18 protein-coding genes are annotated in these 21,854 nt (G+C 64.4%); 11 read left to right on the top strand and 7 right to left on the bottom strand.

Going from position 1 to position 21,854, the window contains the following annotated elements:
• Positions 1-5 precede the first annotated feature (5 nt).
• The 3 genes from NKI35_RS14610 to hmuQ all read left to right on the top strand — a co-directional run bounded on the left by NKI35_RS14610 (position 6) and on the right by hmuQ (position 1,903).
• Complete coding sequence (locus NKI35_RS14610) at positions 6-440, top strand: hypothetical protein (protein WP_352740566.1); 435 nt, start codon at positions 6-8, stop codon at positions 438-440.
• Positions 441-714: 274 nt separating this feature from the next.
• The gene (locus tag NKI35_RS14605; RefSeq protein ID WP_352740564.1) at positions 715-1,533 is read left to right on the top strand and encodes an energy transducer TonB family protein; all 819 of its coding nucleotides are present in this window, start codon (positions 715-717) and stop codon (positions 1,531-1,533) included.
• Positions 1,534-1,588: 55 nt separating this feature from the next.
• Complete coding sequence (gene hmuQ / locus NKI35_RS14600; protein WP_023688161.1) at positions 1,589-1,903, top strand: heme-degrading protein HmuQ; 315 nt, start codon at positions 1,589-1,591, stop codon at positions 1,901-1,903.
• 45 nt (positions 1,904-1,948) lie between these two features.
• On the opposite strand, the gene NKI35_RS14595 is transcribed toward hmuQ, so the two are convergent.
• Both NKI35_RS14595 and putA read right to left on the bottom strand, forming a co-directional pair.
• Positions 1,949-3,013: a glycosyltransferase gene (locus NKI35_RS14595; RefSeq protein WP_352740562.1), complete on the bottom strand. Its 1,065-nt coding sequence runs from the start codon at positions 3,011-3,013 to the stop codon at positions 1,949-1,951.
• A gap of 86 nt (positions 3,014-3,099) precedes the next feature.
• Entirely contained in the window at positions 3,100-6,708 is a 3,609-nt protein-coding gene (putA, locus tag NKI35_RS14590) for a bifunctional proline dehydrogenase/L-glutamate gamma-semialdehyde dehydrogenase PutA (protein ID WP_352740560.1), read from the bottom strand.
• Between the two features lie 164 nt (positions 6,709-6,872).
• Between putA and NKI35_RS14585 the strand changes: the two genes are divergently transcribed.
• Positions 6,873-7,325: an Lrp/AsnC family transcriptional regulator gene (locus tag NKI35_RS14585; protein ID WP_023681737.1), complete on the top strand. Its 453-nt coding sequence runs from the start codon at positions 6,873-6,875 to the stop codon at positions 7,323-7,325.
• A 1-nt stretch (position 7,326) separates the two neighbouring features.
• Here the strand turns inward: NKI35_RS14585 and NKI35_RS14580 are convergent, their stop codons facing one another.
• Positions 7,327-8,526, bottom strand: coding sequence for a cytochrome-c peroxidase (locus tag NKI35_RS14580; protein WP_023681738.1), 1,200 nt, complete (start codon positions 8,524-8,526; stop codon positions 7,327-7,329).
• A gap of 4 nt (positions 8,527-8,530) precedes the next feature.
• Positions 8,531-8,974 carry a FixH family protein gene (locus NKI35_RS14575; protein WP_023681739.1) on the bottom strand — a complete coding sequence of 148 codons (444 nt, stop codon included), beginning with the start codon at positions 8,972-8,974 and terminating at the stop codon, positions 8,531-8,533.
• 152 nt (positions 8,975-9,126) lie between these two features.
• Here NKI35_RS14575 and NKI35_RS14570 point away from each other — a divergent pair, with 152 nt between their 5' ends.
• Positions 9,127-10,047: a sugar kinase gene (locus NKI35_RS14570; protein WP_352518701.1), complete on the top strand. Its 921-nt coding sequence runs from the start codon at positions 9,127-9,129 to the stop codon at positions 10,045-10,047.
• Between the two features lie 4 nt (positions 10,048-10,051).
• Here NKI35_RS14570 and NKI35_RS14565 read toward each other — a convergent pair whose 3' ends face one another.
• From NKI35_RS14565 to NKI35_RS14555, 3 genes are all read right to left on the bottom strand, one after another.
• Positions 10,052-11,077, bottom strand: coding sequence for an aldose epimerase family protein (locus NKI35_RS14565; protein ID WP_023681740.1), 1,026 nt, complete (start codon positions 11,075-11,077; stop codon positions 10,052-10,054).
• 193 nt (positions 11,078-11,270) lie between these two features.
• Entirely contained in the window at positions 11,271-12,728 is a 1,458-nt protein-coding gene (locus NKI35_RS14560) for an NAD-dependent succinate-semialdehyde dehydrogenase (RefSeq protein ID WP_023670445.1), read from the bottom strand.
• Positions 12,729-12,979: 251 nt separating this feature from the next.
• Complete coding sequence (locus NKI35_RS14555; protein ID WP_023681741.1) at positions 12,980-13,930, bottom strand: AEC family transporter; 951 nt, start codon at positions 13,928-13,930, stop codon at positions 12,980-12,982.
• Positions 13,931-14,075: 145 nt separating this feature from the next.
• Here NKI35_RS14555 and NKI35_RS14550 point away from each other — a divergent pair, with 145 nt between their 5' ends.
• The 6 genes from NKI35_RS14550 (at position 14,076) to NKI35_RS14525 (ending at position 21,853) form a co-directional block, all read left to right on the top strand.
• A complete protein-coding gene (locus tag NKI35_RS14550; RefSeq protein WP_352740557.1) occupies positions 14,076-17,090 on the top strand; it encodes a caspase family protein in 3,015 nt (1,004 codons plus the stop codon).
• A 98-nt stretch (positions 17,091-17,188) separates the two neighbouring features.
• On the top strand, positions 17,189-17,737 hold the full coding sequence (locus NKI35_RS14545) for a histidine phosphatase family protein (protein ID WP_023670442.1): 549 nt from the start codon (positions 17,189-17,191) through the stop codon (positions 17,735-17,737).
• Positions 17,738-17,946: 209 nt separating this feature from the next.
• Entirely contained in the window at positions 17,947-18,228 is a 282-nt protein-coding gene (locus NKI35_RS14540; protein WP_010909964.1) for an acyl carrier protein, read from the top strand.
• Between the two features lie 55 nt (positions 18,229-18,283).
• Complete coding sequence (locus NKI35_RS14535; RefSeq protein ID WP_023741558.1) at positions 18,284-19,474, top strand: beta-ketoacyl-ACP synthase; 1,191 nt, start codon at positions 18,284-18,286, stop codon at positions 19,472-19,474.
• 42 nt (positions 19,475-19,516) lie between these two features.
• Positions 19,517-20,788 (top strand): beta-ketoacyl-ACP synthase, encoded by a 1,272-nt coding sequence (locus tag NKI35_RS14530; protein WP_023706061.1) that lies wholly within the window; start codon positions 19,517-19,519, stop codon positions 20,786-20,788.
• Positions 20,789-20,824: 36 nt separating this feature from the next.
• Positions 20,825-21,853, top strand: a complete 1,029-nt coding sequence (locus NKI35_RS14525; RefSeq protein ID WP_023706062.1) for a zinc-binding dehydrogenase — start codon at positions 20,825-20,827, stop codon at positions 21,851-21,853.
• Position 21,854: the final 1 nt, after the last annotated feature.

Below are 21,854 nucleotides of genomic sequence, written 5' to 3'. Positions count from 1 at the left end.
CACCCATGACAAGTTTGACGGCATCGCTTCGGCTCCTGACCTCGACGCTGGCGATGTCGCTTGGCTTGATGCCGGCGTGGGCTCAGTCCGCGCCGGCTCCGCAACTCAGCCTCGAGCTCAATGCCGCGCAGCCCTCCGAAAAGGGTTGCCGCCTGACCTTCGTCGTCAACAATGCGCTCGGCGCCGATCTTTCCAAGGCGGCATTCGAAATCGCGCTGTTCAACGAGGCCGGCATTGTCGACCGCCTGAGCGTGCTCGACTTCAAGGACCTGCCGGCCGGCAAGACCAAGGTGATCCGCTTCGACCTCGCCGGCACCGACTGCACCAAACTCAGCCGCGTGCTGATCAACAGCGCCACCGAATGCGCCGGCGTCGAACCGGGCTCCTGCATGCGCGGCCTGAAGACGCAGACCAAGACCGGTATCGCATTCGGCGTTTGAGGTGGGTCTGCATCCCGCCTTCCTGCACGACAATGCGACACGACCCGTCGCAGCTCCGCCGTTATGGCCGGCAACCGATCTTGATTTGACAATCCCGCCGCGCTCGCGGCAGGTCTCGCCGCGAACCATGCAGGACATCACCCCCCTCCCCGACGCCGGCAACGAACCGGCGATAACAATGGACGAGCTCGTACAGCCGGCGGCCGCGGACCGCAAATGGACTGTGGCGATCGTCGCGTCCTGCCTGCTCCATGCCGCTGCCGCAGCGGCGTTCATGGTCGCACCCGCCGGGACATTCGATACCGGGAAGGCAATACAGGCCGAAGGCGCCGATCGATCAGGCGCAGACGTCCTCGGCACCGCTTTGCAAAACCCGGTACCCGACGCAGTGGATGTTACCCTGGTAACCGATCCGCAGCCGGCCAAGCCCGTCCAACCCACGCCGAAAACCGAGGCGCCTCAAGCCGTAGAGGAGCCGGCGGCGCCCAAATCTGCGCCGGAATCTGCCAACCAGGCAACCGTCGCTCCCGATGCACCAACGGCCGCCATCCCGGATGATCAAAGTGTCGCCCCAGAGGCTGAGACGCCTGCACCCTCACCGGTTCAAACGCAGAGTTCGGAGGCGTCTCCCGCCAATCAGCCTGCCGTTGAATTGCCTGCCGCGAGGCCACCAGTCCCAAGCCCGAGGCCAAGTACATCAATATCGGGCGCACCAATATCGGGAGAGACTGGCGGCACGGCAGATGGCGAGGAGCGCGAGGCAACGGCGGTTGCCAGCAAAGGCGGAAAACAGGGCGCGGCGGGCAATTCGATGGAATCCGGCTACAGCGTTGAAGTTCAGAACAAGCTTGTCCGCGCCAACCGCCACGTTTCGAAGGCGGTTCAAGCCAAGGCTCGCAACAATGCCAGGGTCTATTTCGTCGTCATTGCCGACGGCAGCGTCAGCGACTTGCAGCTTGTCGAAAGTTCAGGGTCTGCCGAGCTAGACCAATTCGCTTTGAAACTGGTGCGCCAGCAAGCGCCGTTCCCGCCCATTCCACCCGAGACCGGATTATCAAGTTGGGTGTTCAGGGCGCGGATCGGTCCGTTTTAACCAGCTCGCAGACCTTCGCCAAATGTCGTCGTCCACCAATTCAAGAGGAAGCCCAATGTACATCGCCATGAACCGCTTCAAGGTCCAGAACGGCTCGGAGACTGCCTTCGAGGATGTCTGGAAGAACCGCGATTCCAGCCTTTCGAAGATGGAAGGCTTCAGGGAATTCCACTTGCTGCGCGGCCCGGTCAACGAGGCCGAGGGTTACACGCTGTTTGCCTCGCACACGGTGTGGGCAAGCCATGAGGATTTCGTCGCCTGGACCAAATCCGAGAATTTTCGCGCCGCCCATCGCAACACCGGCACCTCGAAGGTGCATTATCTCGGCCATCCGCAGTTCGAAGGCTTTTCGGTTGTCGAAGGCGCCTGATTGAGATTTCACCCGTCGACGAGATCTGACGACCTGCAGATGCCGTCATGTTCCGGTTGAATTCCGGCCGCCCAGTCGCCGAAGCCACTGGGCAATGTGCAGGCGCAGCCGCCGCCAGGGCTGTCCGCGTGTCAGGTAGCGCGCCAACCGCGGATCACCGGCCAGCTCCGGGAACTGGCGCACATGCTGCATCAGGAATGCAGGTATGAAATTGCGCCCGTTGAGATCGCTGAGCCAGGCAGAATTCGCCAGCAAATAGTCTGCGGCATCCGCCGCCAACACGCTCCTGTAGCTCCTGTATGCAGGCGTTTGCCGCACATTGCCGCCGGCAAAGGCAGTTCCGGTGGACAGGTTGGAGCCATGCAGGCGATAGAGGCCGAGACCTTCTGACAGGATGAGGCTGCCGCCGGCCTGGTGCGCGAGTGTCGCCGTCAGATAATCCGTCCCGACCTTGGCCTTGAACGGGAAGGACAATACCGGTTCCAGCGCGCCACGCCGGTACATGATCGCCGAGCATGGCGACCACAGCCAGCCCGTCACCGCAGGTGCGAAATAGGTTACCGGATGCTCCGATGCATAGGCGATCCCGGGCGCCATGCCGGCAAGCCGGCCACCGGGCGCGATGGCGACGCCACTGCGATCCGGTCCGGACCGCGGTTTGCGCAAGGCAAGGAAGGTGCCGCCCAGCAAGGTGCCGCCGCCATCGACAAGGAACACATCGGAACTCGACAGAGCGGCCGAATGCGTCGTGTTGAGGTGGGCGGACAGATGCGCGAGGAGAAAATCCGGCAGCCACACGTCATCGGAATCCAGAAACGCGACGAAAGGCGCGTCGGTTGCGGCAAAGCCGTCGCGGAATCCTGCGATCTGCCCGCCATTCTCCTCGCGCGCCAGCAGGCGCAGGCGCGGATCGTCTATATCCCTTAGAAGCTGTCGGACATGGTCGGCCGAGCCGTCCGTCGAGGCATCGTCGACGATGACGCATTCCCAATTCCGGTAGGTCTGCGCAAGCACCGAGCGGATCGCCCGTTCGACGTACGGCCGATAGTTGAAGCAGGTGATGACCGCCGCCACGCGCGGCAGCTCAAACGGTCCGGCCGTGTCTTCCATCTGTTCAGCTGCCCGCTCGAGTTGCTGTCTGTCCCTTGCGCATATCCTTGCAACTCGTTGCAGGCAAGCGAGCCGCGAAAAGTCGCCTAGGCCGCCGCGAGCAGGCTGGCATTGCCGCCGGCAGCCGTGGTGTCGACGCAGACAGCGCGTTCATGCGCATAGGCCGCCGGGTTGAGCACCTCGCTGACCAGCGGCACGATCGGCCCGCTGCGGTCGGCAATGACCTTGCGCACGATACGGGCCGCCTCGGGCCTGCCCGAGAAGGCGACGACATCGACGCGCAGCGAACGCGCTTCGACTGGGTCTGGCCGACCGTCTATGGCCGCCAGCGGCAACCCCTTGCCGGTCAGCGCCGACAGTGCTGCCGGCGCGCCCGGCGCCACGGCCAGCACCGCATTGCCGGCGGCCAGCGCCTGGATCGTCTGGGCAAGCAGCGTTTCGGCGTCCGGACCGAGGCACAGCACCCGGCCGCGCGGCGACAGCGACAGCGTGTTGGCCTCGCCGGTCGGTCCGGGCAGGTCGACCTGGCCGAAATCGATGGCGGCTGCAGCGCCGATCGCTGCAGCGCCCTTGCCGCGCAAATGCTTTCTCAAAATGGCGATGCGGTCCGGCCTCGTCGACCAGCCGCCAAGCGTCGGATCGGGCAGATTGTCGGCGAGTTCGGTCGCAGTCACCTTGTGGCCCTCGGCAATCTCCGTGCCCGCCTCCGGCCCCTTGCGGAACCGCCGGAGATAGTGCGGCCCGCCGGCCTTCGGCCCGGTGCCCGAAAGCCCCTCGCCGCCAAAGGGCTGCGAGCCGACGACGGCGCCGATCTGGTTGCGGTTGACATAGATGTTGCCGGCATGGATGCCGTCGACGAAATGCTGGACGCGGCCTTCGATGCGGGTGTGCAGGCCGAAGGTCAGGCCATAGCCTTTGCGGTTGATGGCGGCGATGACGGCGTCGATCCCGTCGGCGTCGAAGCTGGCGACATGCAGCACCGGACCGAACACTTCGCGCTCCATCTCCTCGATGCCTTTGACCCGGAACACATGCGGCGCAACGAAGCGGCCATCTTTGGGTGCTTCGAGCTTGGCGATCAGCCGGCCCTGCAGCCCCATTTTGGTGCAATACTCGCGGATCGAGTTCTGCGCCTCGTCATCGATGACCGGCCCAACATCGGTCGAAATCTGCCAGGGATCGCCGATGGTGAGCGCTTCCATGGCGCCCTTCAGCATCTCCAGCATCTTCTTCTCGACATCCTTCTGCACGTAAAGCACGCGCAGCGCCGAGCAGCGCTGGCCCGCACTCTGGAAGGCGGACGCCAGGATGTCGCGCACCGCCTGTTCGGGCAGTGCTGTGGAATCGACAATCATGGCATTGAGACCGCCGGTCTCGGCGATCAGCATGGCGTCGGGCGCAGCTGTCTCGGCCAGTTGCTTCTCGATCAGCTTTGCAACCTCGGTCGAGCCGGTGAAGCAGACGCCGGCAATGCGCGGATCCGCGGTCAGCGGTCCGCCGACCGACGGGCCGTCGCCCGGCAGAAGCTGGATCACATCTTCCGGCACGCCGGCCTCGCGCAGCAGCTCGACGGCGCGGAAGGCGATCAGCGGCGTCTGTTCGGCTGGCTTGGCGATGACCGAATTGCCGGTGACGAGCGCTGCCGCGATCTGGCCGGTGAAGATGGCGAGCGGGAAATTCCACGGCGAAATGCACACGATCGCGCCGCGCGCCTCGGTGCCCGCTTCGTTGTTGGCCGCTTCGGCAGCGTAGTAACGCAGGAAGTCGACGGCTTCGCGCACTTCAGCCACGCCGTCGGCCAGCGACTTGCCGGCTTCCCTTGTAGCCAGCGCGAAAAACTCGACCGCATTGGCCTCATAGAGGTCGGCGGCGCGGTTGAGGATGGCGGCGCGCTCGGCGACGGGACGTTTCGCCCAGGCCGGCTGCGCTTCCACAGCAAAGCGCACCGCGGTCGCGACCTGCTTGGCAGCGGCTTCGGCGACCGTGCCGACGATCTCGGCAGGCTTTGCCGGATTGACCACCGGGCGCTGCTTGCCGTAGCCGGCGGCGCGCGTGATCGGCTTGGCATGCCAGCGCTCGGGCCCGGCAAAGGCCGCCTTGGCCTTGTCGATCGCCGCCAGCGTCACCGGATCGGTGATGTCGAACCCCTTCGAGTTGCGCCGACCAGCGCCGAAGATCGTCGCAGGACGAGCGATTGCCGGATTGGCGGCGGGGCCCTGGCTCTCGACCGTCTCGAGCGGATCGCGCGCAATATCCTCCGGCTCGACGTCCTCGTCGGTGAGCTGATGGACGAAGGAGGAGTTGGCGCCATTCTCCAGCAGGCGGCGAACCAGATAGGCCAAGAGGTCGGAGTGCGCGCCGACCGGCGCATAGATGCGGCAGCGCGTGCCTTCGGCCCGGCGCACCGTCTCATGCAGCGCTTCGCCCATGCCGTGCAGGCGCTGGAATTCGAAAGCGTCACGGTTGTCAGCCATCGACAGGATGGCGGCGACGGTATGGGCATTGTGCGTGGCGAATTGCGGATAGATGCGGTCGGTCATCGACAGCAACTTCCTGGCGCAGGCCATGTAGGAAACATCGGTGTTGGCCTTGCGGGTGAAGACGGGGTAGCCGGAAAGCCCGAGCGTCTGTGCCCGCTTGATCTCGGTGTCCCAATAGGCGCCCTTGACCAGCCGCACCATGATGTTGCGGTCGTACTTTTCCGCCAGCGCATAGAGCCAGTCGATGGTGAAGGCCGCGCGCGGGCCGTAGGCCTGGACGACGACGCCAAAGCCATTCCAGCCGGCAAGCTCCGGCTCGGACAACACACGCTCGATGACGTCGAGCGACAGGTCGAGCCGGTCGGCCTCCTCGGCGTCGATGTTGAGGCCCATGCGCGAATGGCGTGCGGCCAGCGCCAGCGACAGCAGCCGCTCGGCCATCACCGGCAGCATCTTTTCCTTCTGTGCCTCTTCGTAGCGCGGATGCAGCGCCGACAGTTTGACCGAGATGCCGTGGTTCTGGCGGATATCGGGACCGTTGGAGCCCGAATCGAGCGAGGAGATCGCATCGGCATAGGCCTTGAGGTAGCGCAGCGCGTCGGCCTCGGTGCGGGCCGCCTCGCCCAGCATGTCGAAGGAATAGAGATAACCTTTCTGGATCATCGACTTGCCGCGCTTGACGGCTTCCGCAATGGTGCGGCCGAGCACGAACTGCTCGCCCATTTCGCGCATGGCGGCGGCGACCGCCTTGCGGATCACCGGTTCGCCCAGTCGGCGAACCATCGAGCGCAGCGTGCCTTCAATGCCGCCCTCGCCTTCGTCGAGCACACGGCCGGTCAGCATCAGCGCCCAGGTCGAGGCGTTGACGAAGATCGAGCTCGAACCGCCCGAATGCGCCGACCAGTCATGCGGTGCGATCTTGTCGGCGATCAGGTCGTCCATAGTCTCGGTGTCAGGCACGCGCAGCAGTGCCTCGGCCAGGCACATCAGCGCCACTCCTTCCTTGGTGGAGAGGCCGTAGGCCGAGAGAAAAACCTCCATCAGCCGCGGGTCGGACGAGCCGCGCACCGCGCGCACCAGATCCGCGGCACGGGCCGAGACGGCTTTGCGGTCATCGGCCGAAAGTTCTGTCGCGGCAGCCAAGCGCTTCACAGCCGCGTCTTCGTCGGGCAGGTAGTTGGCGCGGATCTGCTGGCGGATGGTGTCGAGCGGCATGGCGGTCCTGCGGAGCAAGCATCTGGGAGCGGGCCGGCGGTCGCCGGACCGAATGGCGCAAGCTAGCACAGAGCCGCATTTTCGGCCGGTCCAAAGAAATCGACATGGCAGGCCGAATAATCTATCATTGCGGCTCAATTGTTATCAGATGGGCTGTGATATCCGTGACAGAAGACCAATTGGACCGCATCGACAGAAACATCCTGTCGGCGCTGGCGCGCGACGGGCGGCTGTCCATGTCGGAACTGGCCGGCAAGGTCGGCCTGTCGAAGACGCCCGTGCAGGCGCGGGTGAAGCGCCTGGAGAAGGACGGCTATATCAGGGGCTATCAGGCGATCATCGATCGCGAGCGCATGGGCGAAGGCCATGTCGCCTTCGTCCAGGTCAAACTGTCGGACACGCGCTCGGCCGCGCTCGATGCTTTCAACCGTGCGGTGCAGGCCGTGCCGGAGATCGAGCAGTGCCACATGATGGCGTCGAGCTTCGATTATCTCCTGAAAGTCCGTACCACCGACATCGCCGCCTATCGCCGCGTGCTCGGCGAGCGCATCTCGGCACTGCCGCATGTTGCGCAGACCTCGACCTTCGTGGCCATGGAGACGGTGAAGGATCGCTAGCTCACTCCGACAGCGTCTTCAAAAACGCCACCAGCGCCGCGCGTTCGCGATCCGACAGTTGCAACGGGTGCACTTCGGAGGTGCCTTCAACGGCCGCCTCCGCCTTCGCGTAGTGCGCCACCACCTCCTCCAGCGAGGAAAACTGTCCGGCATGCATATAGGGCGGCCGCGTTGCCGCGCCCCGCAGCGACGGCGTCTTGTAGGCGCGCATCAGTTCGGGTGCTGCCTTGACGATGAAGCGCAGCTCGCCGCAGGCGCCGGCGTCGCCATCGCGGAAGGCGCCGAAGCAGTTGAATGGGTCGGCCTGAACCTGGGCCACCGCATCGAAACGGCCGCGATCCAATGGCAAATCCCTGACCGGCGGCACGCCGGTGTTGTGGAAAGCGTTGTCGGTGAAGCGCGGGCCGTTATGGCAGGTGACGCAATTGGCCTTGCCGATGAACAGTTTCAGCCCGAGCATCTCCTCCTGCGAAAAGGCATCGTCGGCTTTCGGCTTGGCGCCTGACACAAGATCGATGGCAAAGCGGTCAAAGCGCGTCTGTGCCGGTTCGATCGACCGTTCGAAGGCGGCGATCGCCTTGCCGATGTTGGAAAAGACGCGGTTGACGTCGTCCATTTGGGCCGCGGTCATTGCCTTCCACGCCGCCTGCTCGGCCTCACTGCCGAGCGGGCTGGCGTTGGCCGGCACGGCGGAAAGATCCGGCAGTGGCCCGAAGATGCGCTCATAGCGCTCGCCGAACCGCTTCTGGATGTAATGCGCGAAGGCCGCGCGGTTCCCCGCCTGCTCAAGCGGGTTTTCCAGCGGCGTCAGCGCCTGCGCCCACAGGCTGTCGCGCCGTCCATCCCAGAAGAACCACGGATTGCGGGCAATGCCGGCCAGCGGCATCGAGCGCCTGTTGGTTCGGCCAACGCCGACGGATTGCGGCAGGTCATCCTGGAATTGCCGGTCGATCTTGTGGCAGGTCGAGCAGGATACGTTCCCGTCACGGCTCATGCCCTGGTCGAAGAACAGAGTGGAGCCCAGGGCGGCGGCGGCTGGCACGTCGGCGAAGCGGTTGGTGGTGTCGGGTTTGAGCGCCGGCAAGGTGTTCAGCGCCAGCGAGGCGATGGTCTTCTTCTCGGCATCGGAAAAATCCGGTTTGCCGCAGCCGGCAACGAGCACGACCGCCGCCAATGCCAGAAGGCGCAACAGGCGGCTCATTCGCTCACAGCACCACGTTGAAGACGACCGTGTCGGAACCGGCCGCCGCCGAAATGGCGAAGCGCAACTGCCACACGCCGCTCATGGTGAATTTGAGCCCCTCGATCCGGTAGCGCCCCTCGCCAAGATAGTCGGTCGCCTGCGGACTGGTCGGCAAGCCGTGATTGTGCTGCGGTATGCCGCCGGACACCGAGATCGCCGCACCTTCCACGGAATCGCCGTTGACCGTCTTCAGGGTCAGCAACCAGGATTGCAGTTCGCCTTGCCGGATAACGCCGCGTTCCGGCTGAATGCTGGCGACAAACAAGCCGTTCGCCGTCTTCTTCGAGCGCGAAATATCCGGGCCCGGCGCCGACTGCGGCGCGGTCAGATAGACGATCGCCAATATGCCAGCCAGCAAGGCGGCCAGACCAACGCCCGCAAGAAGATAACGCCATATCGATGCCAAACCGGTTCCTCTTCTGGGCATAACGTCTCGGGAAGCAATTCGCGTCCCCGCTTCTGTGGGAAAACGCTTCTGGCGCAAAAAACCGCCGCCGCCAAGCATGGCGCTGCCGGCCGCAAAAAGCTACAGCAGCGAACTGATCCGGAGACAGATACATGGCAGCAGACGGCGTCGCTTCGATCGGTGAATGCATGCTCGAACTGTCCGGCCAGGCCGGGCCGAACTGGCGCATGGGCTTTGCCGGCGACACGTTCAACACGCTGTGGGCGCTGCATGCGCTGAGCGGCGAGCGGCCGGCGACCTATGTCTCGGCCTTCGGCGACGATCCCTTCTCGCAGGGCCAGATTTCGTTCTTCGCCGAAAACGGCATCGGCATCGGCGCCAGCCCGGTCATCCCAGGCGCGCGGCCCGGCCTCTACGCCATCACCTTGACCGGCGCCGAACGCGCCTTCACCTATTGGCGCAGCGACGCGGCGGCCAGGCGGCTTGCCTCGGACCCGGCCGCCTTGGCAAAAAGCCTTGAAAACCAGGCGCTTGTGTATTTTTCCGGAATCACTTTGGCAATTCTGGATGCCGCCGCGCGCAAGACGTTGCTGGCGGAAGTGGCCAAGGCGCGGGCTGCCGGTTCGCTCGTCGCCTTCGACCCCAACTACCGGCCGCGCCTGTGGCAGAGCCGCGAGGAGGCGCAAGCCGCGATCCTCGACGCGCTTGCCGTCGCCGACATCGCGCTGCCGACCTTTCCCGACGAGCAGATGCTGTTTGGCGACTCGGCACCGCAAGCGACCGCCGAACGGTTCGGAAAACTCGTCGGCGAAGTCGTCGTCAAGAATGGCGAGAAGCCCGCGCTGATCGCCACTGGCGGAGCCCTGCAGCCGGTTCCGGCCCAGCATGTCGCCACCCCGGTCGACACCACCGGCGCCGGCGATTCCTTCAATGGCGGCTATCTCGCCGCCCGGCTGGCCGGCCATGCCCCGGCGGATGCCGTGCAGCGCGCGCATCGCGTCGCCGCCACAGTCGTCCAGGTGCGAGGCGCGCTGGCGCCGTTCGAGGTTCTAAGAACCGCTTTCGAGGGCTAAGACCTTAGGGAAGCCTGAAACGATATTCCGTCACCTGATGATAGATTTGGCCCGGCCACAGCGTGGCCTGTGGGAAATAGGGCCGGTTCGGCGCGTCGGGCCACGTCTGCGCTTCCAGGCAAAAGCCGGAAAACGCCTTGTAGCGCCGTCCGTCCAGGCCGCCCGAGGTCGGCGCGACGTACTGGCCAGTGTAAAGCTGCAGGCCCGGCTCGGTGGTCCAGACTTCCATCTCGACGCCGGAATTGGCGCCTTGCGCCCACGCCACCTGGTGAAGCGGGCCCCGGGCTGACGCCAGGCAGAAATTGACGTCGTAGGGAAGCTGCTCGCCTTCCGTTTCCATGCGCAGCGGCCGCGCCTGGCGGAAGTCGAAGGGCGTGCCGTCGACAGGTTTGACGACGCCGGTCGGGATCATCTCGCCATCGACAGGCGTATAGGCGCCGGCGTTCAGCATCAGCCGGTGGTCGAGAATGTCGCCGGCGCCGCCATCGTCGAGATTGAAATAGGAATGCTGCGCCAGATTGCACAGCGTCGGCTCCTCGCAAGTGGCGGTCAGTTCCATCGAGAGCGTGCCGGGGATCTTCAGCCGGTAGGTGCAGGTGACGTCGAGCGCGCCGGGAAAGCCCATCGTGCCCTCGGGATCGTGCAGGGTCAGCGTGACAAAATCCCGGCCGTGCAGCGAAACCGTCCACGGCCGGTGGAAGAAGCCCTCCGAGCCGCCATGCAGCGTGTGCTTGCCGAGGAAATTGCGCTCAGTCTGGTAGCGCTGGCCGGCAATGGTGAAGCGGCCGTCGCGGATGCGGTTGGCATAGCGGCCGACGACCGCGCCGAAGAAGGCCCGGTCGGTCTCGTAAGGTTCGAAGCGGTCGTAGCCCAGCACCAGCGGCGCATCGTGGCCGGCGAGCCGCAGATCCTGGATGATTGCGCCGAGCCCGATGATGTTGGCGCTGACGCCGCCGCCCCGGATGGTGAAACGGCGAACGGGTTCGCCTGCCTGCGTCGTGCCGAAGACTTCGCCGTCCTTCATCGCTATGTCCAAATGCTAATTCGTCGATCTATCGACTTAGAGCAATTCCAGGAAAAGTGTGAAACGGTTTTCCGTCCGGAATTGCAAAAAACAAAGAACTGGAGCGGTTCGGCGTTTCCGTGAAACGCTGAACCGCTCCAGTCCGGCTGAATGTCGTCTGGCAAGGGCCGGCCCGCGCCCTGCCCTGCCCGTCAATGATTTAGAGGCCGAGACCCCCGATGCAGACATATTTGGTGTCGAGATAGTCCTCGATGCCCTGATGTCCGCCTTCCTTGCCGAGGCCCGATTCCTTGACGCCGCCGAACGGCGCTTCCGGCGTGGTGATCAGGCCTTCATTGACGCCGACCATGCCGTATTTCAGGCCTTCCATGACCCGGAAGGCGCGGCCGAGATCGCCGGTATAGAAATAGGCGGCCAGGCCGAACTCGGTGTCGTTGGCGAGTGCAATGGCTTCCTCCTCGGTCTCGAACTTGAACACCGGGGCGATCGGGCCAAAAATCTCTTCCTTCATGAAGCGCATGTCAGGCTTCGCATCGGCGATGACGGTCGGCTGGAAGAATGAGCCGCCAAGCGCGTGGCGCTTGCCGCCGGCAACGACCTTGCCGCCCTTCGACGTGGCGTCGGCGATGAATTCCTCTACCTTCTCGACCGCCTTCACGTCGATCAGCGGTCCCTGCTGCACGCCCTCTTCCAGGCCCGAGCCAACCTTCAGCGCATTGCTGGCAGCGGCCAGCTTCTCGACAAACTTGTCGTAGATGCCGGCCTGCACCAGGAAGCGGTTGGTGCACACGCAGGTCTGGCCTGAATTGCGGTATTTGGCGGTGATGGCGCCGGCGACGGCGCGATCGAGGTCGGCATCGTCGAAGACCAGGAACGGCGCATTGCCGCCGAGTTCCATCGAGACCTTCTTGACGGTGACGGACGACTTCTGAATCAGCAGCTTGCCGATCTCGGTCGAGCCGGTGAAGGTGATCTTCGACACCAGCGGATTGGCGCAGATCTCGTCGCCGATTTCGCCGGCAGCACCCGTCAGGATGTTGATGACGCCCTTGGGGAAGCCGACTTCCTCGGCGAGCGCGCCCCATGCAAGGCCGGAATACGGCGTCTGCGAGGCCGGCTTGACCACGGCGGTGCAGCCGGCGGCAAGCGCGGGGCCAAGCTTGCGGGCAAGCATTGAGGAGGGGAAATTCCACGGCGTGATGGCGGCAATGACGCCGACCGGCTCCTTGGTCACCAGGATGCGGCGATCGCCCCATGGCGATGGCACGACATCGCCATAGGTGCGGCGGCCTTCCTCGGCAAACCACATGATATAGGCGGCGGCCGAACCGATCTCGCCCTTGGATTCGGCGAGCGACTTGCCCTGCTCGATGGTGAGCAGTTCGGCCAGCACATCCTGATTGTCCATCATCGCGTCATGCAGCTTGCGCAACAGCTTCGAGCGCTCAAGCGCGGTCGTCTTGCGCCAGGTCTTGAAGGCTTCGCTTGCGGCTTCGATGGCGCGGCGGGTTTCCGCCTTGCCCGACTTCGGCACGGTGCCGATCTTGAGACCGGTGGCCGGGTTGTTGACGTCGACCGTCTGGCCGCTGTCGGCCTGCACCCATTCGCCGTTGATGAGATTGGCCTGGCGCATGAAATGGCTGGTTTTCTGCAGCATGGTCTAGCCTCCGTTCGGCGCACTGACGGGCCGGTTTCCTGGATCTCTTGAACGAGCGTGCACAATGGCGGCGGAGCCGACACGCTGAAGCCACTGCTCTTTACCTAGGGCAAGCCCGGCAAGCAATTGCAAGATGGCATATAGGCTTTGGGCCAGCCCAACGCCAGAGAAAATTCACATGTAAATTAGTTTGGGCCGCAGCCTTGTCAAAGACCAGCCTTGCCAAAGACCAGCCTTACAGAAGACCAAGCCTACCCAAAGACATGCACCACCACCGTCAGCCAAAAGGCGGTTGTAACAACCGCGCTTGCCGTGGCGATGGTCATCTGGTTCGACGCCAGCGCCTGGCCGGTGTTGAACTGCACGGCGATGAGATAGGAATTGATGCCGGACGGCAGCGCCGCCACCACGACCGCCACTTTGGCCGTCAAGGGCGGCAGGCCAAACAGCCAGACCAGGCCGAGCACCAGCGCCGGCATCAGGAACAGTTTCAGCGTCGACAGCGCCAGCGCCGGTCGGATGTTACCGGAAATGCCGAAACGGCGCAGGCTGAGCCCCATGGCGAACAGCGCCACCGGCCCGGCGGTGTTAGCCAGCGCATCGGCCAGTCGCATGGCAAGGTTCGGCAGCGGCGCGCCGGTGAGGCGCCATGCCAGCCCGGCCAGGATGCCGATGATCAACGGATTGGTGAACAGTCTTCTCAGAAAGCTCTGGATGATGCGCAGCGGGTGTACGGGCTCGCTGCCGCCGCGGCCAAATATCTCGAACATGATGATCGAAGCCATCATCATGGTCGGCAGATGCACGGAAACGAGCAGCGACAGCACTTCGAATCCGCTGGACCCGAATACGCCGAGAACGAAGGGAATGCCCAGCAACACCACATTCGAGAAGGATGACGACACTCCACCGACGATGCCGGTGCGCGCGTCCCGCCCAAAGATCCGTGTCGTCACCAGATGGCCGGCGGCCCATGTCATTGCAACCGCCGCGAAATAAGCACCCCACAGCGACCAGGGCGCCACGCCGTGGAAATCGGAATTCACCATCGTCCGAAACAGCAGCAGCGGCATCGCGACGTTGATGGCGAATTCGGAGATGCCGTCCCCGCTGGCCGGTTTCAGATAGCCGGTGAGCCCGGTGACATAGCCGAGCGCGACGAGGCTGAAGACGAAAAGAACGGTTTCGGTGAGCGGAGACATTTTTCAGGGATAGGCGAGCCCGGATTCCAGCGCAATCGCCATGATCTTCAGAAACCGCTCCTCGATCCGCCCGGCGCCTGAATTTGATCATGGTCGGGTGGCAGCGCTATACAGGTTTGGGATCATCAGGGCGGATAGACAGCGAATGGGTGCGACGCCGAAACAGCGTCATTTCAGACAGGGGTGGCTGGCGGGTTTCGTCGCTATGCTGCTTTGCCTTGCCGTATCTGTGGCTCAGGCCGCCGAGACCAAAAGCCTCAAGGGCGTTGCGCTGATCATCGGCCAGTCGAAATACGAACACATCGCAGCCCTTGCCAACCCGGCCAACGACGCCCGCGACATGGCCAAGATGCTGACCGATCTCGGCTTCGACGCCCGCAACGTCACCGATCGCGATGCCGCCAAGCTGAAGCGCGATCTCGATCGGTTTGTCGAGGATGCCGACGGCGCCGACGTCGCCTTCATCTATTATTCCGGTCACGGCATCGAGGCGGGCGGCGAGAACTATCTGGTGCCGGTCGACGCCGACGTCTCGTCGCTGAAAAATGCCGGTGAGGCGCTGGTGCCGATTTCAGCCGTCATGGACGAGCTGAAAAAGACCGTGCCGGTGACGATCGTGCTGCTTGACGCCTGCCGCACCAACCCGTTTCCGCCGGACGCGGTCGTGCGACGCGGGCCGACGGCTTCCGCCGAGCCTGTCGGCGCCGGCGGGCTGGAACCGGTCCGCGGCGCCAAGGCGCTTGCCAGTGCCTCAGTGGATGATGCCAGCCTGGGAACCGTGGTCGGCTTCGCCGCCGAGCCGGGCCGACCGGCGCTCGATGGCGCCGCCGGCGAAAACAGCCCCTACGCCGCCGCCCTGCTGCGCCACCTCACGGCGATGAAAGGCACCGAGTTCGGCTCGGTCATGCGCATGGTCACCGAGGAAGTCTATCTCGACACCAAGGCAAAGCAGCGCCCCTGGGTCAGCGAGAGCCTGCGCCGCCTGCTCTATTTCGGCGTCGCGCCGCCGGAACCGACCGGCGACGACGGGCTGATCACCGGTGAGAGGCGGCAATTGCTGCTGACCATTTCCGACCTGCCCGATCCCAAACGGGCTCAGGTGGAATTGGCTTCTCTGCAGGACGGCGTGCCCCTTGACGCTCTCTACGGCGTGCTCAAGGCGCTCGGCACGGAAAAGATCCCGGAGGACCCGAACGACCTGCAGAAGGTGCTGGACAGCCAGGCCGAGCGTCTGAAGAAGATGATGGCCGAGCGCGCCGCGCTGCGCACCGACGATCCTGAGATCAGTCGCCTCGTCGCATCCGCCGACACAGCCATCGGCCAGGGCGCCATGGTGACGGCGCGCAAATTCCTCGACGACGCGGTCGGCCGGATCGAGGAAAACAGCGGTGCGGTGGACGAGGCCGAGGACCTGCTCCGGCAAAAGCGCATCGCCGACGCCGCCATCTATGCCAAACGCGCCGACGCCGCCGCGCTGGTCTTCGACTACAAATCCGCCGCCAGCGATTATGCCAAGGCGTATTCGCTGGTCGAGAAGTGGGACGAAAAGCAGCGCTGGAACTACAAGAACCAGGAGGCCGAGGCGTTGAACGCTCATGGCTACGCCACCGGCGACCTCGATGCGCTGCAGCACTCCATCGAGGCCTATCGCACCATCTTGAACTTCATCCCCAACGGCGAACAGAATCGCGACTGGGCAATCACCCGCAACAACATGGCGGTGGTGCTGCAGACCATTGGAGAGCGCGAAACCGAGACTGCGCATCTCGAAGAAGCAGCGGTGATTTTCCGCGATTCGCTGGTGGTGTTCGAGCGCGAGAAAGATGATCGCAACTGGGCCGCGGCGCAGAACAACCTGGCCAACGTGCTTCTGAAGATCGGCGAACGCGAGAGCGACCCGAAGCGTCTCAATGAAGCGGTGGCGGCGACGCGCGCCACCCTTGAGAAGCGTCCGCGCGACAAGCTGCCGTTGGACTGGGCCGGTTCGCAGAACAATCTAGGCCTCGCGCTCTATGCACTCTCCGAGCGTGAGCCTGCCGGCGAGCATCTCACCCAGGCGGAAGCAGCCTACCGGCTGGCGCTTGAGGAATACACACGCGAGAAAGCACCCGTGGAATGGGCGATGGTCGAGAACAATCTCGGCAACACGCTTGTAACGCTTGGCATCCAGCTCAACGACAAGGCGAAGATCAACGAGGCGGCCGACGCGTTTCGCGCCGCGCTGGAAGTGCGAACCCGCGAAACTTTCCCGGTGTCCTGGGCGACCAGCCGCCTCAACCTGGGCAATGCGCTGAGCGGTATCGCCCGCTTCGATATGGGCACGGCTACGCTCGAAGAAGCTGCTGCTGCCTATGACGACGCTCTGACGGTGTTTACCCGCAAGCGCTTCCCGATGGACTGGGCGTCAGCCCAGAACAATCTCGGCTCGATCTATCAGACGCTGGGCCAGCGCACGCGTGATGCGGCCAAGCTGGAACAGTCGGCGGCAGCCTTCCAGGCGGCACGGCAGGTCTATGTCAGGCGGAAGTTCCCGCAGGACTGGGCGATGAGCTACTACAATCTCGGCAACACGCTGCAGCTTCTCGGCGGCGTCACCGACAAGCCCGAGCATTACAGCGAGGCGGTCGACGCCTACGGCAATGCGTTGCGCGAGTACAAGCGCGAGACGAACCCGCGGCAATGGGCAATGGCCCAGGCCGGCCTTGGCTCGACGATGCACTGGTTGAGCATGAGCAATGGCGATGCCAAGACGCTGCAGGATTCGATTGCGGCGCGGCGGGCAGCGCTCGAAATACTCACCGTCGAGGCCGCGCCGGTCGACTGGGCCAACGCTCAAAATGGCATCGGTATGAGCCTGCTCAATCTCGGCAATCTCCAGCGGACCGACAAATATCTCAACGACGCCGAAGCGGCGTTCACGGCGGCGCTGAAGGTGTTTACGCGCGAAAGTCAGCCGCTGCAGTGGGCCTTCGAGCAGAACAATATCGGCGACGTCCACTGGAACCGCGCCAGCTATGGCGCGGGCAAGCCGGAATATCTCAAGGCGATCGAATTCTTCGAGAACGCCAAGCAGGGCTTCACCGAAGCCGGCTACACGATCCCTATCCCGCTCACCGATCAGAAGATCGAGCTGGCGAAGAAGCAAATGGCGAAAATGTGAAGCGAACCGAGGGTTCGCCTTTCGCTTGTCTTTGTGCCGGCTTTCCGATCCCTATATCAGAATGACCGGAGCGGCATCCGGCTCCCGGAAAGGTTTCGATGATTCGATTTGTGCTGTCGCTGTTCCTGCTTGCTGTTCCCGCCGTCGCCCACGCGACCGACGCCGGCTGGGCGCTGCTGCGTGACGGCGGCCATGTCGTGCTGCTTCGCCACGCACTGGTCACCGGCACCACCGACCCCGCCAATTTCGTCATCGACAACTGCGCCACCCAGGTCAACCTATCGGCGCGCGGCAAGCAGCAGGCGAGCAAGATCGGCGCGCTGTTCGGCGCCCGCGCCGCCCCCATCGAGCGGGTGCTGTCCAGCCGCTATTGCCGCTGCCTCGACACTGCCCGCATCGCCTTCGAAGCGGAGCCGGAGCTCTTTGCGCCGCTCGACCTCCTGAGGAGCGATCCGACCGAGAAGGCCGCGCAGCTCGACGCGGTGATGAAGGAAATCCGCGCCTACACCGGTTCCGACAATCTGGTCATGGTCACGCATCTCGAAAACATCGTCGCGCTGACCGGCGTCTCGCCGCGCGAGGGCGAAGCGGTGGTGGTCGAGCCGCAGGGCGATGGCTTGCGCGTGCTCGGCCGCGTCACGTTCTGAGAAAGCCAGTGGTCAAGCTCCGTGAAAACTAAGCTGACGTGACGTCAACTGGGAGGGCCGCCGGCTTGTCGGGCGGCCCTTCTTGTCTTCACGGGAGGGCCATCCCATCTGCGCCCGGCGCATCAGGCCTTTTCCTGCCGGAAAAAACCGATTAGACAGCGCCCAAACCAGATGCGGACAGATTCCGCCCGCAACCGAAGGAAGAGCCCTTGTCCACCACGTTCGACAAAGTCGCCAAGATCATTGCCGACACCAGCGAGATCGATATCGACACCATCACTCCCGAGAGCCACACGATCGACGATCTCGGCATCGACAGTCTCGATTTCCTCGATATCGTCTTTGCCATCGACAAGGAATTCGGCATCAAGGTGCCGCTGGAAAAGTGGACCCAGGAAGTCAATGACGGCAAGGCTTCGACCGACGATTACTTCGTCATGAAGAACCTGTGCGCCAAGATCGACGCGCTGGTCGCCGCCAAGACCGCCTGATATCGGCTGGCGCGCGGCCTTGACGGGCTGCGCCGCCTGACCCACAAAGCCGCTCATGAGCAGCCCTCGCGACGTCGTCATCACCGGTATCGGCCTTGTCTCCTCGCTGGGAGAGGGTCCGGATACCCACTGGCAGAAGCTGGCGCAGCCGGGCCTGCAGCCGGTGCTCGAATCCGCGCGCTTTGCGCCCTACACCGTGCATCCCCTGCCGGAGATCGACTGGAACCTGCAGATCGCCAAGCGCGGCGACCAGCGGCAGATGGAAACATGGCAGAGGCTGGGCACCTATGCCGCCGGCATGGCGCTGGATGACGCCGGCATCAAGGGCAATGACGATCTCTGCACGACGATGGACATGGTGGTGGCCGCCGGCGGCGGCGAGCGGGACGAGGCGGTCGATGCCGCCATCCTCGCAGCGTCCGAGAGCCGCAACGACCGCGACGTGCTGCTCAACGAGAAACTGACCACCGAATTGCGGCCGACGCTTTTCCTGGCCCAGCTCTCCAATCTGCTCGCCGGCAACATCTCCATCGTCCACAAGGTGACGGGATCGTCGAGGACCTTCATGGGCGAGGAAGGTGCCGGCGTCGCCGCCGTCGAGACCGCCGCCGCGCGCATCCGCTCCGGACAGTCGACGCACATACTGGTCGGCGGCGCCTTCCAGACCGAACATTCCGACATGCTGCTCGGTTATGAGCTGGCCGGTTATCTGCATCGCGGCCCATGGAAGCCGGTCTGGCAGAGACAGGGCGCCGAGGGCGGCGGCCTGGTCTCCGGCTCCGGCGGCGCGTTCCTGGTGCTGGAGCAGCGCGAACACGCGCAAAGCCGCGGCCGCAAAATCTATGCCGAGCTCGGACCGGTCGTCTCAGGCCGCGCCCGGCGTTCGCGCGGCGAGCTTGACGCCGAGATCGCGACACTGCTCAAACAGGCAACTCTCCCGAACGGCAAGTTGCTGGCCCTGTCGGGCGCATCCGGGGCGCATACCGCAACGTCAGCCGAAAAGGCAGCGCTGGATGCCAATCCGGCGATATCGGCGCGCGGCTTCGCGACGCTGACCGGGCATATGAAGGAAGCGCAGTTTCCATTCGCGGTCGCCCTCGCCGCCCTGGCCGTCGACCGCAAGGCCGCCTACCCCGTTTTCGACGCCGCGGCCGAGAAGCCGTTCGAAGGCATTCCCGAAACCGTGCTCGCAACGGCAATCGGCTATCACCAATTCGAGGGCATGGCGCTGGTCAACGCTGCTTGATGCAGCGCTGCGCGATCATGCTGCAAAGTTAAGAGGTTCCGGATGGCCAATCTCAGAGATCACATGGGCAGGCCGATCGTCGCCGTCACCGGCATCGGCGTGGTAACCTCGCTCGGCATCGGCAAGGCAGACAATTGGGCGGCACTGACCTCCGGCAAATCGGGCATCCACCCGATCACCCGCTTTCCCGTCGACCACCTCAACACCCGCATCTCCGGTATGGTCGATTTCCTCGACTCAAGCTCGAAAGGCGCCAGCCTGCTGACCTACGAACTGGCCGAAACCGCCGCGAATGAGGCGGTGGCCGAATCCGGCCTCGATTCCTCTGATTTCGGTGGCCCGCTCTTCCTCGCCTCGCCGCCGGTCGAACTCGACTGGCACGACCGCTTCGCGCTCTACAATTCCGACGGCAAAGGCGCCGGCGCCGAAAGGCTGCTCAGGGTGGCGCGCGGGCTGAAGGAAACAGATACGTTCGCAAGCACGCAGTTCGGCGCGATCGCCGACCGGCTGGCCGACCGCTTTGGCACGCGCGGCCTGCCGATCACGCTGTCGACGGCCTGCGCTTCGGGCGCCACCGCCATCCAGCTCGGGGTCGAGGCGATCCGCCGCGGCGAATGCGACCGGGCGCTGTCCATCGGCGCCGACGGTTCGGCAACCGCCGAGGCGCTGATCCGCTTTTCGTTGCTCTCGGCGCTGTCGACCCACAATGACATCCCGGAAAAGGCGTCAAAACCCTTCTCCAAGGACCGCGACGGCTTTGTGCTGGCCGAAGGCTCCGGCGCTCTGGTGCTGGAATCGCTTGAGGCGGCCCTTGCACGGGGCGCAAGCGTTCTCGGCATCCTGCGCGGCTGCGGTGAAAAGGCCGACGATTTCCATCGCACCCGTTCCAAGCCCGACGGTTCCCCGGCGATCGCAGCAGTGCGCGCCGCTCTTGCCGATGCCGGCTTGAGCAAGGACGAGATCGACTACGTCAACGCTCACGGCACCTCGACGCCGGAAAACGACAAGATGGAGCATCTGTCGCTGTCGACCGTGTTCGGCGATCGCATCGGCTCGATGCCGGTCTCGTCCAACAAGTCGATGATCGGCCACACGCTGTCGGCGGCGGGTGCTGTCGAAGCGGCGTTTTCGCTGATGACCATGCGCGAAAGCGTCATTCCGCCGACCATCAACTACGACAATCCCGACCCGGCGATCGTGCTCGACGTGGTGCCCAACAAGAAGCGCAATGCCGAAGTCGGCACCGTGCTGTCGAACTCGTTCGGCTTCGGCGGCCAGAACACTTGCCTTGTCATGGCGCGGGAACCGGTCTAAGCGACCTTTTTCAGCCAGACTGAACTGACAGGCTCCATGCGCGCACTGCAACTTATCGAGGACCGCCGTCTTGAAACGGTGGACCTGCCGCCCCCGCCGCCCCCCACATTGGGCGAAGTCACGCTGCGCATCAAGGCGGTGGCGCTGAACCATATCGACGTCTGGGGCTGGCGTGGCATGGCCTTCGCCAAGCGTAAGCTGCCGCTGGTCGTCGGCGCCGAAGCCTCCGGCGAGGTCGAAGCTGTCGGCCCCGGCGTCTCCAGCCTGCTGCCCGGACAATTGGTGTCGATCTACGGCGCGCGCACCTGCGGCCTTTGCCGCGCCTGCCGCGAAGGCCGTGACAATCTCTGCGAACATGTCTCGGGCGTCCACGGCTTCCATCTCGACGGCTTTGCGCAGGAGAAGATCAACCTGCCGGCGCGCCTGCTGGTCCCGGCCCCTCCAGGCGTGACCGATGTCGGCGCTGCCGTCGCCCCTGTCACCTTCGGCACCGTCGAGCACATGCTGTTCGACAATGCCAAGCTGCAGCCCGGCGAAACCATCCTCATCCATGCCGGCGGCTCCGGCATCGGCTCGGCGGCGATCCAGCTGGCCAAGCGCATGGGTTGCACCATCATCACCACGGTCGGTTCCAACGACAAGATCGACAAGGCCAAGGCGCTCGGCGCCGACCATGTCATCAACTACCGCGACGACCGTTTCGAAGGGGTCGTGCGCAAGCTCACCAGGAAGAAGGGCGTCGACGTTGTCTTCGAACATGTCGGCGCCGACACCTTTGCCGCCTCGATGCTGTGCCTCAAGCGCGGCGGCCGCCTCGTTACCTGCGGCTCGACCTCGGGCGTGTCGACCCAGATCAATCTGATGCAGCTGTTCCAGCAGCAGCTGAAGCTGCTCGGGTCCTTCGGCTGCCGCATGGAGAACATGGCCAACGCCATGCAGAAGATGGCGGCGGGACAGGTAGCACCTGTCATCGACACCGAGGTCGGCTTCGACGGCATCGACGCCGCGCTGAAGCGCATGGAAGGCCGCGACGTGTTCGGCAAGATCATCCTGCGCGTTTCCTAGG

The sequence above is a fragment of the Mesorhizobium sp. M0676 genome (assembly GCF_040320535.1).
Lineage (GTDB): Bacteria > Pseudomonadota > Alphaproteobacteria > Rhizobiales > Rhizobiaceae > Mesorhizobium.
Note: the sequence above shows the minus strand (reverse complement) of the source record. Positions and strands in the feature narration are given on the sequence as shown.